Genomic DNA, 13,190 nt, shown 5'->3' with positions numbered 1-13,190 from the left:
CCCCCGGCGGCCGGGGCGGAGAGCACGACATGGGGAGCACACGGTGAAGCCACGGGCCACGGTCACGACCGACCCGGACCGCACCGCCGACGGGGCCGGAGCCCCGGCCGGCGGCAGCGGTGACGGTGACGGCAAGGACGGAAGCGGCACACGGACGGAGCGGTCCCGCGCGATCGGTACGCGCGGATCCCGTACGACGCGGAAGGTGAAGAGGCCGAAGAAGCCGGCGAAGGCGCCGACGGGCACCGGGCCGCAGGCGGGCGGCATCACCTGGCGCCAACGGCTGCGGCGCGATCGCACCCTGGTCCTGATGACCCTGCCGGCCATCGCGCTGCTGCTGCTCTTCAACTACATCCCGTTGCTCGGGAACATCGTGGCCTTCCAGGACTACGACGTGTACGACCTGGGCATCACCGGCAGCCCGTTCGTCGGCTTCGACAACTTCACCCGGATCTTCGAGGACTACCGCTTCTGGGAAGTCCTGATCAACACCCTGGTCATCTTCGTCACCCAGCTCGTCCTGTTCTTCCCCATCCCGATCGCCATCGCACTGCTGGTCAACACGATCATGAGCGCGCGGGTCCGGGCCTGGGTCCAGGCAGTCGTCTATCTGCCGCACTTCTTCTCGTGGGTGCTCGTCGTCACCGTCTTCCAGCAGATGTTCGGCGGTGCCGGGCTGGTCGCCCAGTGGATGCGCGAACACGGCCACGAGGGCTTCGACCTGATGACCAACCCGGGCTTCTTCAAGTTCCTGGTCTCCGCCCAGGCGGTCTGGAAGGACGCCGGCTGGGGTGTGATCGTCTTCCTCGCCGCGCTCGCCGCCGTCAACACCGATCTGTACGAGGCCGCGGCCGTGGACGGCGCGGGCCGCTGGCGCCGCATGTGGCACGTCACGCTGCCCGCGCTGCGCCCGGTCATCGCGCTCCTGCTCGTCCTGCGGGTGGGCAGCGCACTGAACCTCGACTTCGAGCAGATCCTGCTCCAGCGCGACCAAGTCGGCGCCGGTGCTTCCGAAATCCTGGACACCTACATCTGGTGGACGGGCATCAAAACCGGCGACTTCGGCTACGCGGCAGCCGCCGGAATCTTCAAGGGACTGTTCAGCGTCGCCATGGTGCTGGGTGCCAACAAGGTCGCCCACATGCTGGGCGAGCAGGGGGTGTACTCCAAGAAATGACAACTCTCCTGGAACTTGAGAAGGACCCGGCAGCGCCCGCACCGCGCGCCGAGACCCCGCTGCAGCGCGCGCTGCGGATGGAGCCCCGACCCGTGTGGGAGGAGGAGCCCACCAAGGTGGGTCTCGCCTTCAAGGGCTTCGGACTTGTCGCGATCTGCGCGATCGTGATCATCCCGATCTGGGTGGTGCTCGTCACCAGCCTCTCCGACACAAAGGCGATCAACGACGCCGGCGGCCTGGTCGTCTGGCCGAAGAGCATCACGTTCGTCGCCTACAAGGAACTGCTCAGCGGTGGCGCGGTGACCCGCGCGGCCGCCGTGAGCGTGGGCCTCACCGTCGTCGGCACGGTGGTCAGCATGGTGGTCTCGGTCCTGTGTGCCTACGGGCTGAGCCGGCGCGACTCCTACGCCCACCGTCCGCTGCTGATGACCCTGATGGCGACGATGTTCTTCGGCGCCGGGCTCATCCCCACGTACCTTCTGGTCACCGGCATCGGGCTGAGCGACAGCTACTGGTCGATGATCCTGCCCAGCGCGATCAGCGTCTTCAACGTGCTGGTCCTGCGCGGCTTCTTCATGGACACCGCGCCCGAACTCATCGACGCGGCCCGCATCGACGGTGCCGGCGAGTGGCGGATCCTGCTCCAGATCATCATGCCGCTCTCGCGTGCCGTGATCGCCGTGATCTCGCTCTTCTACGCGGTGGGCTACTGGAGCCAGTGGTTCAACGCGATGCTCTACATCCAGGACAGCGAGAAGTACCCGCTGCAGATGATCCTGCGCCAGCTGGTCCTCCAGCACCAGGTGCCCCCGGGGGCCATGGGTGCGGCGGTCAGCAACGGGTCGATCAACAGCCTCGCCGTGCAGATGGCGGTCATGATCCTCGCGCTGATCCCTGTCGCGATCCTGTCGCCGTTCGTCCAGAAGCACTTCCAGAAGGGCATGCTCACCGGCGCCGTGAAGGGCTGATCCCCAGCATACCCCCGGTACGGGGCCGGTCCGCACGCTTGCCGGAACCGGCCCCGCACCCTCTCGTCCCGCCCCCCTCGTTCTCGTTCTTCTGCCCTTGCCCTTGCCCTTGCCCTTGCCCTTGCCCTTGCCCTTGCCCTTGTCCTTGCCCTTGTCCTTGTCCGGAAGGTGTTCGCCGTGCGCACTTCGTCCGCGCCCACGCCCAGTCGTAGAACCGTGCTCGCGGGAGCGGCCGTCGCCGCGGCCGCAGTGGCCCTGCCGGTCGCGGGCCCCGCCGCGGCCGCGTCGAAGCACCACTCGGACAGCACCTTCGAACCCCACCGCTGGCGTACCGCAGCGATCGGAGGAACGGGTTTCGTCACCGGAGTGCTGTTCCACCCCTCCGTGAGGGGACTGGCGTACGCCCGCACCGACATCGGCGGCGCCTACCGCTGGGACGACGCCAGGGCCCGCTGGACCGCGCTCACCGACCACCTGGGCTGGGACGACTGGAACCTGCTCGGCATCGAGGCCCTGGCCGTCGACCCGGCGCACCCGGACCGCCTCTACCTGGCCTGCGGCACGTACGCCCAGTCCTGGGCGAGCCCCGGCGCGGTACTCCGCTCCGAGGACCGGGGATCGACCTGGCAGCGGGCCGACCTGACGGTGCGGCTGGGGGCCAACGAGGACGGGCGCGGCGCCGGCGAGCGGCTGCTCGTCGACCCGCGGGACAGTGACACACTCTGGCTCGGTACCCGGCACGACGGGCTGCTGCGCTCCACCGACCGGGGTGCGACCTGGGCTCCGGCCGACTTCCCCGCCGCCGCGTCGGCGAGCGGTCAGGGCGTGATGTTCCTCGTCGCCGCGGGCCGGACGGTGTACGCGGGCTGGGGCGACGGCGGCAGCGCGCTCTACCGTGCAGACGGCTCCGGCGGCTGGGAGGCCGTGCCCGGACAGCCCTCCGGGAGCGCGGCGACGAAGGTCCCGGTCCGGGCCGCGTACGACGCCCGGGGCCGTGCCCTGTACGTGACCTATGCGGACGCCCCGGGCCCCAACGGGCAGTCCACCGGCTCCGTCCACCGGCTCGACACGGTGACGGACACCTGGAGCGAGGTCACACCGGTACGGCCCGACGCCGTGGCCGGTGACGGCTTCGGCTACGGCGGTGTCGCGGTCGACGCGCGCCGCGCCGGCACCCTCGTCGTCACCACCAACAACCGCTGGTCGCAGATCGACACGGTGTTCCGCTCCACCGACGCGGGTGCCACCTGGACCTCGCTCAAGGACGCCGCGGTCCTCGACGTCGCGGAGACCCCCTATCTGCGCTGGGGCGGGGAGTCGGCCAAGTTCGGCTGGTGGATCCAGGCCGTGGCCGTAGACCCGTTCGACTCGCGGCACATCGTCTTCGGGACCGGCGCGACGCTCTTCGGGACCCGCGACCTCGTCCACTGGGCCCCGGAGATCCGAGGTCTGGAGGAGTCGTCGGTACGCTTCCTGCTAGCCCCGCCGACAACGGGCGCCCGCCTCCTCAGCGGTCTGGGCGACATCGGCGTGATGTACCACGACACGCTGACGTCCTCGCCCTCGCGCGGCATGGCGTCGAACCCGGTCTTCGGAACGGCCACCGGACTCGCCCTGGCCGCGCTCAGGCCCTCGTACGTCGTCCGGACCGGCTGGCCGTCGGGTTCCACCTCCGCCGGGGCGTCCTCGGACGACGGCGGCAGGACGTGGCAGCCATTCGCCGCCCAGCCCGAGATCGCCGCCTCGGCCCCCGGTCCTGTCGCGGTCTCCGCGGACGGATCAGTGCTCCTCTGGTCGTTCGTCCACTGGGACGGCACCAAGTACCCGGCGCACCGATCCACCGACGGCGGAGCGAGCTGGACCGAGGTCGCCACGTTCCCCAAGGGTGCGGCACCGGTCGCCGACCCGCTCGACGCGCGTCGCTTCTACGTCTACGACACCGACACCGGAGCGGTCTTCCACTCGGCTGACGGCGGCGCGACCTTCGCCCGGGGTGCGGCCGGACTCCCGTCCGGCGACGCCCAGTTCAAGATGGCGGCAGCCCCCGGACGCGGCGGTGACCTGTGGCTCTCCGCGAAGGACAACGGACTGTTCCGTTCGACGGACGGCGGGCTGACGTTCACGGCGGTGGCCGGCTGCCAGGCCTCGCACGCCCTGGGCTTCGGCAAGGCGGCTCCGGTGAAGGGCCGCAAGCGGCCCGGTGCCGACTATCCCGCGGTATTCCAGACCGGCAGGGTCTCCGCGACGCACGACGGCGTGGCGGTGCTGCGCTCGGACGACGCGGGCGCCACCTGGGTCCGGATCAACGACGACTCCCACCAGTGGGGCTGGACCGGCGAAGTGATCACCGGTGACCCCCGCGTCCACGGCCGTGTCTATCTGGGCACCAACGGCCGCGGCATCCAGTACGCAGAACCCCAGTAAGGAACGAGAGACGCCATGCCGTCCCTGCGCGACGCAGCCCGTGGCCGCATCCTCTTCGGAGGCGACTACAACCCCGAGCAGTGGCCCGAGGAGGTGTGGGAGGACGACGCCCGCCTGATGAAGGAGGCCGGCGTCAACTCCGTCACCCTCGGCGTCTTCTCCTGGGCGAAAATCGAACCACGCCCAGGAGCCCGGGAGTTCGGCTGGCTGGACCGGCTGATGGACCTGATGCACGCGCACGGCATCGGCGTCGTCCTCGCCACCCCGACCGCGTCCCCGCCGCCGTGGATGGGGGCTCGGCACCCGGAGACCCTGCCGCGCACGGAGGACGGCTCGGTCGTCTGGTACGGCTCGCGGCAGCAGTTCTGTGCGAGCTCACCCGTCTACCGGCGCTACGCCGCGGCCCTCACCGAGGACCTCGCGGCGCGGTACGTGGACCATCCGGCGCTCACCGTGTGGCACATCAACAACGAGTACTGCACCCACTGCTGGTGCGACGAGACGGCCGCCCACTTCCGCCGGTGGCTGCGCAGCCGCTACGGCACCGTCCACGCGCTCAACGAGGCGTGGGGCACGGCGTTCTGGAGCCAGCGCTACGACTCCTGGACGGAGATCCTGCCGCCGCGCAAGGCGCAGTACATGAAGAACCCGGCACAGGTGCTGGACTTCAAACGGTTCACCTCCGACGCGCTGATGGAGTGCTACGTCGCGGAGCGCGACATCGTCGCCCGGCACACCCCGCGCATTCCGGTGACGACGAACTTCATGCCGCTCTGGTCGGGCCAGGACGCCTGGGCCTGGTCGGCGCAGGAGGACATCGTCTCCGTCGACATCTATCCCGACCCCCGGGACCCGCAGGGCGGCCAGTACAACGCGATGCTCGCCGACATGACGCGCTCGCAGGCCGCAGGCCCGTGGATGCTGATGGAGCAGGCGGCGGGGCCGGTCAACTGGCGGGGCGTCAACCATCCCAAGCCCGAGGGCCTGAACCGGCTCTGGTCGCTGCAGGCCGTGGCGCGCGGGGCCGATGCCGTCTGCTACTTCCAGTGGCGGCAGTCCCGGCAGGGGTCGGAGAAGTTCCACTCCGGAATGCTCACCCACGCCGGCGAGCAGGGCCGCACCTTCCGCGAGGTCAAGCGCCTGGGGGCGGAGCTCGCCACGATCGGCCCGGCCGTCGGCGGCGGTGACGTACCCGCCGACGTGGCGATCCTGCACGACTGGGACTCGTGGTGGGCGGGCACGCAGGAGGGCCGGCCGTCCTCGTTGCTGGACTACACCGAGGTCGTGCAGCGCTGGCACCGCGCCCTGTGGGAGAACGGTGTCGCCACCGAGTTCGCCCGCCCCGACGCGGACCTGAGCCGGTTCAAGGCGGTCGCCGTACCCCATCTGTATCTGCTCACCGACGCCTCGATCGACAATCTCGTGGCGTACGCACAGGGCGGCGGAACCCTGGTCTGCGGTTTCTTCAGCGGCATCGCGGACGTGGACGACCGCATCAGGCCGGGCGGCATGGACGGACGGCTGCGCGAGCTGTTCGGCATCCGCACCCTCCACGAGTGGTGGCCGCTGGACGCCGGGACGACCGTGGAGTGCGACGGCTTCGAGGGCACCCTCTGGTCGGAGGAGCTGGAGGCGGCCGAGGGCACCGATGTGGTGGCCGCGTACCGCGACGGCGAGCTGGCCGGGCTGCCCGCGGTGCTGCGCAAGGACCGCGCCCGCTATCTGTCGACACTTCCGGAGCCGGAGGCGTTGCGTGCGCTGCTCGGCGACGTGGTGCGGGAGGCAGGCGTGGAGCCGGTGCTCGCCGGGCTGCCCGACGGGGTGGAGGCGGTCCGTCGCGGCGGGCTGCTCTTCCTGCTCCACCACGGGCGGGACACCGTCACCGTAACCGTGCCGGGTGCGCACGAGGACCTGCTGACCGGCCGGAAGGTCGAGGACCTGGTCGAGCTGGGGCGCTACGGTGTGGCCGTGCTGCGGAGCGCCGCGCCATGACCGACCGCACCCACATCGACGGCACATGGGAGCCGCGTCCCGCAGACCGCTGGGAGGACGCCTTCCTCGGCGGCAACGGCCGGCACGGGGCGATGGTGTACGGGGACCCGGTCGACGACCGGGTCGTCGTCAACCACCACACCCTGGTCCGGCCCAACGGCAGCGAGCACCTCCGTCCGCCCGAACTCGCGGACCGGCTTGACCAGTTGCAGAGCGACCTGCTCGCCGGGGACCTCACGGCCGCCGAGCGGTTCGGGGCGGGCCGGCCGCTGGTGTGGGTGCAGCCCTTCCATCCGGCCTTCCAGACCAGGATCCGGCCCACGCCCGGCTCGTCGTCCGGTTCCGACGGCGCCGAGCCGCCCCCGGGCTACCGCCGCACCCTCGACTTCGCCACGGGTGAGATCACCGCCGCGTGCGAGGGCCGGCGGAGTCAGGTCTTCGTCTCCCGCGCCGACGACGTGATCGTCCAGTACGTCACCGGCCCCGGCCTCGCGGTGGACCTGACCCTGGACCACGCGCTGCCGGGCGCTCCGCCGCGCCTCGCCATCGGCCGCAGCACCGTGCTGACACCGGGAGGCGGCCGCCTGTCCCTCGGGGTGGGGTACCCGGACAGCGAACTCGCCTACACCGGCGTGACCGTGGTCCGGGCGGACGGCGGCAAGGTGTCGGTCGCGGGTGAGGGCATCCGCGTCGAGGGGGCGCGGAGTCTGCTGCTGCTCACCCGGGTGCGGCGCCACACGGGCAGCCTGGACCTGGCCGCGGAGTGCGCGGCGCTGCCGGACGACGACTACCCGACGCTGCTCGGCCGGCACCGCGCACTGCACCGCCCGGCCTTCCGGCGGGCCTCGCTGACCCTGGACGCCGATCCGGCCGAACGCGCCCTGCCCGGAAGTGAGCTGGTACGCCGGCCGGGCAGCCCCGCACTGCTGGAGCGGCTGTTCGCGGCGGGGCGCTACCACCTGTTCTCCTCCTCCGGGGTACTGCCGCCCCGGCTGACCGGCCTGTGGACGGGTGACTGGAACACCGCCTGGTCGGGGGCGTTCACGACCAACGCCAACCTCAACCTCCAGATCGCCTCGGCGGCGGCAGCCGCACTGCCCGAGGTGTCCGAGGCGCATGCCTCCTTGGTGTACGGGCAGTTGGCCGACTGGCGGGACAACGCCCGGGCGCTCTTCGGGGCGCGCGGCATCGTCGCCCCGTCCCACACCGACGGCGAGTCCGGCCACACCCGCCACCATCAGCGGGCCTATCCGCTGCATCTGTGGACGGCCGGTGCGGACTGGCTCCTGGAACCGCTGATCGAGCACGCCGAGACGAGCGGGGCGACGGATCCCCGGCTGGTCGACGCGCTCCACGAAGTCGCGCTGTTCTACGAGGACTTCCTGACCCGCACCGCACCCGACGGCACAGTGGCCATCGTGCCGTCGTACTCACCGGAGAACCGTCCGGCCAACGCGAGCTGGGGGACGGTCAACGCGACGATGGACCTCGCGGCGGCCCGTCACGCGCTCACCGAATCGGCCGCCCGCTCCCCCACCGCTCCGGCCTCCGCACGGCGGCGGGAGCTCGCGGACCTGCTCCCGGACTACCGGGTCAACGAGGACGGCGCCCTCGCCGAGTGGGCGTGGCCGGGCCTGGAGGAGACCTACGACCACCGCCATCTCAGCCACCTCTATCCGGTGTGGCCGCTGGACGCGATCAATCCGTACGACACTCCCGGGCTCTCGGCCGCCGCGCACCGCGCACTGGAACTGCGCGGGTCGGAAAACGACTCCGCGCACGGGCACCTCCACCATGCGCTGATCGCCGCACGCCTCCGGGACGGTGTGCGGGTCTCCGCGGCGCTGGACTCCGTGCTGTCGGGCGACTTCTTCCACGACTCGCTTATGAGCGCCCACTATCCGTCCCGCAACGTCTACAACGCGGACGCCGCCCACGCGCTGCCCGCGGCGGTCATCGAGTCGCTCGTCCAGTCGACTCCCACCCGGCTGGTCCTGCTGCCCGCACCACTGGCGGGCTGCCCGAGCGGCGAACTGCGCGGCGTACGCACCAGGTTCGGCGCCGGGCTGGATCTGCGCTGGCGCTCCGACGGCACCGCGACCGCTGTGCTGCACCCCACCCGAGACGCCCGGATCGATGTCCGCACGGGCGCCGGCAGCACCCTCACCGATTCCTCCGCCGGAAACCCCTCGGCCCCACTGGAGCTGAGGGCCGGCGTGGACCGCGTCCTCGAACTGGGGCCGTGGTAGCTCCCCCCACCCCATCCCCCCACCATGGAAGGACAACCATGGCAACACGCACCCGCACCCTCGGCAGGTTCGTACTGGCCCCGGCAACGGCGGTGGCCGCCGCCGCCGCCCCCGCCCAGGCCGCGATCTGGTCCTCGTCGGACCAGTGGGGCAACTACACCACCTCCGACGGATACACCCTGTACAACAACATCTGGGGTTCCGGCGCAGGCGCACAGTCCATCTGGGCCAACTCGTCCGGCAACTGGGGAGTCCGGGCCGACCACCCGAACACCGGCGGCATCAAGTCGTACCCCAACGCCAAGAAGGTCGTCAACAAGTCCATCACCTCGCTGTCGTCGCTCACCAGCAACTACAACGTCACCGTCCCGTCGTCCGGTGCCTACAACACCTCGTACGACATCTGGGACAGCGACTACGACTACGAGGTCATGCTCTGGGTCAACTACAACGGCGCCGTGGGCCCGCTCGGCACCTCGCAGGGAACGGTGACCCTCGGCGGTCACACCTGGACCGTCTACAAGGGCGACAACGGGGCCAACGAGGTCTTCTCGTTCCTGCGCACCTCGGACTCCACCTCGGGAACGGTGAACATCCTGCCGATCCTGAAGTGGATCAAGGACACCAAGGGCTGGTGGGGCAACGAGACCATCGGTGACGTCCAGTTCGGCTACGAGATCACCTCGTCGTCGGGCGGACTGGACTTCACGACGAACAGATTCGGTGTCTCCTCGAGCTGATCCGTACGCACAGGGAGCCGGCCCCCGCACGGGGGCCGGCTCGTGGGCGCGTCCGCACCTGGCCCTACCGCGGGGCGGGCCCGGTGCTCTCACGCACCGTCAGCTCGGGTGCCAGCAGCTCGACTTCGTCCGTGCCGCGGCCGGAGAGTTTGGCCACGACCTGCTCGACCGAGCGGCGCCCCATCTCCTGCGCGGGGATGGCCACCGAGGTGAGCCGCACCGAGGCCTGGGTGGCCACCTGTTCGGGGCAGATCGCCACCACCGACACGTCCTCGGGCACGGCCCGGCCCTGCTGGCGCAGGAGGTTGAGCAGCGGCTCCACCGCCGACTCGTTCTGCACGATGAACCCGGTGGTGCCGGGGCGCTCGTCGAAGATCCGGGACAGGGTCTGCGCCATCGCCGGGTAGCCGCCCTCGCAGGGCCGGTGCAGCACCCGTACGCCGGTCTCCTGCGCCTTGGCGCGTATCCCGTCGACCGTCCGCTCGGCGAATCCGGTGTGCCGCTCGTACACCGCGGCCGCCTCACCGATCACGGCGACCTCGCGGTGGCCGAGGCCGGCGAGATGGTCCACGCAGAGCGCCCCCGTCGCCTCGAAGTCGAGGTCCACGCAGGTCAGCCCTTCGGTGTCGGCGGGCAGCCCGATGAGCACGGCGGCCCGGTCGGTGTCGCGCAGCAGCGGCAGCCGTTCGTCGTGGAGCTCGACGTCCATGAGGATCATCGCGTCGGCCAGCGAACTGCCGGCGATGCGCCGCACAGCGGCGGGGCCCTCCTCACCGGTGAGGAGCAGGACGTCGTAGCCGTGGGTGCGGGCCGTGGTGGCGACGGCGATGGCGATCTCCATCATCACGGGGACGTACATGTCGGTGCGCAGCGGCACCATGAGCGCGATGATGTTCGACCGGCTGCTGGCGAGCGCCCGCGCACCGGCGTTGGGGTGGTAGCCGAGCTGCTGGATGCTCGACTCCACCCGCTCCCTGGTGGGGACCGAGATGGACCGCTTCCCGCTGAGGACATAGCTCACCGTGCTCGCGGAGACTCCGGCGTGCTGCGCGACCTCGGCAAGGGTGACCATTCGGCTCTCCATCAAGGGACATCGTCGGACACCGGCACGGAAACCGGCCTGCACCGGCAGTTCCAGTCAGATGCGGCGAAGCGCTTCGACTTCGCCTGCTCCGCCTGTGACATGCCCGGATGATTCGAGCCTAGACCTGCCCACACAGCGTGTCCATAGCGCTGTCGAAGCGCTTCGACTCGATGTCCCGGCGGCCCGCCGCCCGGGACCTGCCGTGGCGGCGACCTTTCGGCTACCGCCACGATATGCCCGGCCCACGGCGCGGAACATCAGGGGGACGCGCGGTTCCGTGCGGCTCAGGAGGCCGACGGGGTCCAGCTCCCCAGCCAGTCGGCGATCTCCTGCCCGGCCGCCCCGCTGTCACTGAGCTGCGGCCGGTCGCCGCTCGCCGCCCCGGCGCCCGGTCCGTCGTTGCCGTACTCCGCGAACCGGTCGTCCTTCCAGGAGAATCCGCTCATGTCGGTCCACGGCGCCGGCCGGATCGCGGCGCTCAGGGTGGTGTCGCGGACGGTGGTCATCGGGTCGAGCGCGGCGTCGCCGCCCGCGTGCCAGGGACGCCCGAGGTAGAAGCTCGCCGCGGAGACGTCACCGTTGACCGTGGAGTTGTTGATCAGGAAGCCCTTGCGGTCGGCGGCCGTGCTCGGGGCCGTGATGTAGCCCGCGGAGCTGCCGTCCCACCGCTTCTTCAGGGTGATGACCGAGGCGTCGATGACTGCGCTCGCCCGGCCGAAGATGAAGTCGACGTTGCCGACGACGTTGGAGTTCCTCATGTAGACACGGCCGAGCCTGTCCTTGGCGGCCGTGTCGAGGAGCAGCGTGTCCTGGTCGCCCTCGGTGATGACCGAGTCGAGGAACACCTTGTCGGCCGCGGTGCGCAGCGCGACGGCCTGCAGCCCGCTCATGCCCTGGTGCGCCGCCTCGTCGAAGTCGTTGGCGACGGTGAGGTTGCGGGCCTGGAAGCCGTCCGCCTCGGCGGCGACGGTCGCGCTGCCGCCCGTTCCGTACGTGCCCGACCCATCGGGCTTCTGTGTGCCCGAGGCGTTGTCGTAGACGATGACGGTGCTCTTGCGACTGGGTCCTGTGCCCTGGAGGGTGACGTTCTGCTTGGTCGAGGGGATCTTCACCGGTTCGCGGTAGGTGCCCGGCGCGATGGCGATGACGACGCGGGCCGTGTTCCCGGCGGGAACCGCGTCCACGGCGGCCTGCACGGTGTCGTACTGACCGCTGCCGTCCTCGGCGACGGTCAGGGTGGTGGCGGCCGCGGCGGCGGTGGACCCCGTCACCGTCGTGGAGCGCGGCCCTGCTCCCGCCTTCACCAGCGCGGGCACTTCGGCGGCGCTGTCGAGCGTGTAGGCGTAGGAGGCGTGAGGGTCGAAGGACGTCCCGCCACCGCTCTCGTTGCGTCCGCTCGTACCGGCGAAGATGCTGCCCCGCTGGACCAGGGTGGCGGTGCCGTCCCGGGTGACGGGGTTCTTCAGGCCCTCGAAGTAGCTGTTCTCCAGGACCATGTCGGTGTGCCCGCGGGCGTAGTTGCCGTAACTGGCCGTGATGTCCGTGCCCGGGTCGTCCTGGAGGTAGTTGTTGTACAGGTGCGCGTGGGCCACGTTGTCGGTCGAGGGGTTGCGCTGCTCGGTCTCGTGGAACCAGTTGTGATGGATCGTGATGTCGGCGGTGGTGTTCTCCGTCCAGCCGATCCCGAAGGCCTTGTTGTCGTGCTGGAGCCGGTTCCAGGACACGGTGAGGTACGTGGTGTCCTTGCGGCTGTCGATCAGTCCGTCGGCCATGTTCCGCAGGTCGTTGTGGTCGATCCACACATGATGGGCGCCGTCCATCTGGATGGCGTCCCAGTCGTGGTCCTTGTCGTTCCAGATTCCCGCGTAGGAGTCCCGGATCGTCAGGTTGCGGATGATGACGTTGTGCACTCCCTGCCCCAGGAAGAAGCCACCGCCGACGATGTGACCGGAGGTGCCGGAGCCGATGATCGTCTTGTCCGAGGCGACCTTGATCTCCTTGCCCTTGGGATCCATGGCGATGGCCGCCGCGACGACGATGACGTAGGGCTCCGTCGCCGTCGCGTACTTCTCCAGGTCGGCGAGGGTGCGCACGGTCACGGTCCGGCCGCCGCGCCCTCCGTACGTGCCGTCCTGCCCCAAGGCACTGACCGAGGCGTAGCCGTCGGCCTCCTCCTCGGCCCGGACCGAGGAGGAGGCTGCGGAGGAGAAGGCTGCTGCTGCGACCGTGTCCGGAGCGTCCTGCGCTCCGGACAGTCCGTTCGCCGTGGTGGCGGCGGCTCCGGCCGCGAGGGCGGTGGCGACCACTGCCGCCAGGGCCAGTCGCGCTCTGCGGCTGCGGTGGCTGCTGCCTGCCGGCGCGTGGGGGGCGTGCTGTGCCGTTCGGCGTTCCACTGTCATGACCTGAACCGTTCCCGTCGAGGAGATGTGGCGTGCAGGTACTGGTCGCCACCGGCGGACGCATGGTTGCCGGGCGATCCGCCGGGAGACGTGAAGAACCCGTTGCGCCCCGGCCCGTAGACCCCCGCCGGGTCGGTTCTCCGGAACACGGGATCCG

8 protein-coding genes are annotated in these 13,190 nt (G+C 70.6%); 6 read left to right on the top strand and 2 right to left on the bottom strand.

Annotation, left to right across the window (positions count from 1 at the left end):
- The first annotated feature begins 43 nt into the window (after positions 1–43).
- From ABT025_RS20440 to ABT025_RS20415, 6 genes are all read left to right on the top strand, one after another.
- Positions 44–1,177 carry an ABC transporter permease gene (locus tag ABT025_RS20440; protein ID WP_350996097.1) on the top strand — a complete coding sequence of 378 codons (1,134 nt, stop codon included), beginning with the start codon at positions 44–46 and terminating at the stop codon, positions 1,175–1,177.
- Positions 1,174–2,145 (top strand): carbohydrate ABC transporter permease, encoded by a 972-nt coding sequence (locus tag ABT025_RS20435; RefSeq protein WP_350996094.1) that lies wholly within the window; start codon positions 1,174–1,176, stop codon positions 2,143–2,145. The genes ABT025_RS20440 and ABT025_RS20435 overlap by 4 nt, the downstream gene beginning before the upstream one ends.
- Before the next feature lie 177 nt (positions 2,146–2,322).
- The gene (locus ABT025_RS20430; protein ID WP_350996091.1) at positions 2,323–4,569 is read left to right on the top strand and encodes a sialidase family protein; all 2,247 of its coding nucleotides are present in this window, start codon (positions 2,323–2,325) and stop codon (positions 4,567–4,569) included.
- A 15-nt stretch (positions 4,570–4,584) separates the two neighbouring features.
- Complete coding sequence (locus tag ABT025_RS20425) at positions 4,585–6,561, top strand: beta-galactosidase (protein ID WP_350996088.1); 1,977 nt, start codon at positions 4,585–4,587, stop codon at positions 6,559–6,561.
- The gene (locus ABT025_RS20420) at positions 6,558–8,810 is read left to right on the top strand and encodes a glycosyl hydrolase family 95 catalytic domain-containing protein (protein WP_350996085.1); all 2,253 of its coding nucleotides are present in this window, start codon (positions 6,558–6,560) and stop codon (positions 8,808–8,810) included. Before ABT025_RS20425 ends, ABT025_RS20420 begins: the two co-directional genes overlap by 4 nt.
- A gap of 38 nt (positions 8,811–8,848) precedes the next feature.
- Positions 8,849–9,550: a GH12 family glycosyl hydrolase domain-containing protein gene (locus ABT025_RS20415; RefSeq protein WP_350996082.1), complete on the top strand. Its 702-nt coding sequence runs from the start codon at positions 8,849–8,851 to the stop codon at positions 9,548–9,550.
- Between the two features lie 64 nt (positions 9,551–9,614).
- On the opposite strand, the gene ABT025_RS20410 is transcribed toward ABT025_RS20415, so the two are convergent.
- Together ABT025_RS20410 and ABT025_RS20405 are read right to left on the bottom strand one after the other, a co-directional pair.
- The gene (locus ABT025_RS20410) at positions 9,615–10,622 is read right to left on the bottom strand and encodes a LacI family DNA-binding transcriptional regulator (protein ID WP_350996152.1); all 1,008 of its coding nucleotides are present in this window, start codon (positions 10,620–10,622) and stop codon (positions 9,615–9,617) included.
- 296 nt (positions 10,623–10,918) lie between these two features.
- Entirely contained in the window at positions 10,919–13,033 is a 2,115-nt protein-coding gene (locus ABT025_RS20405; RefSeq protein ID WP_350996079.1) for a pectinesterase family protein, read from the bottom strand.
- Positions 13,034–13,190: the final 157 nt, after the last annotated feature.

Source organism: Streptomyces sp. NPDC002809, assembly GCF_040295435.1.
Classification (GTDB): domain Bacteria; phylum Actinomycetota; class Actinomycetes; order Streptomycetales; family Streptomycetaceae; genus Streptomyces.
Note: the sequence above shows the minus strand (reverse complement) of the source record. Positions and strands in the feature narration are given on the sequence as shown.

Bases quoted from the DNA above. Each gene is read 5' to 3' on its own strand.
- ABT025_RS20415 (WP_350996082.1), top strand. From the start codon at position 8,849: ATGGCAACACGCACCCGCACCCTCGGCAGGTTCGTACTGGCCCCGGCA.
- ABT025_RS20425 (WP_350996088.1), top strand. From the start codon at position 4,585: ATGCCGTCCCTGCGCGACGCAGCCCGTGGCCGCATCCTCTTCGGAGGC.
- ABT025_RS20405 (WP_350996079.1), bottom strand. From the start codon at position 13,033: ATGACAGTGGAACGCCGAACGGCACAGCACGCCCCCCACGCGCCGGCA.
- ABT025_RS20420 (WP_350996085.1), top strand. From the start codon at position 6,558: ATGACCGACCGCACCCACATCGACGGCACATGGGAGCCGCGTCCCGCA.
- ABT025_RS20410 (WP_350996152.1), bottom strand. From the start codon at position 10,622: ATGGTCACCCTTGCCGAGGTCGCGCAGCACGCCGGAGTCTCCGCGAGC.
- ABT025_RS20435 (WP_350996094.1), top strand. From the start codon at position 1,174: ATGACAACTCTCCTGGAACTTGAGAAGGACCCGGCAGCGCCCGCACCG.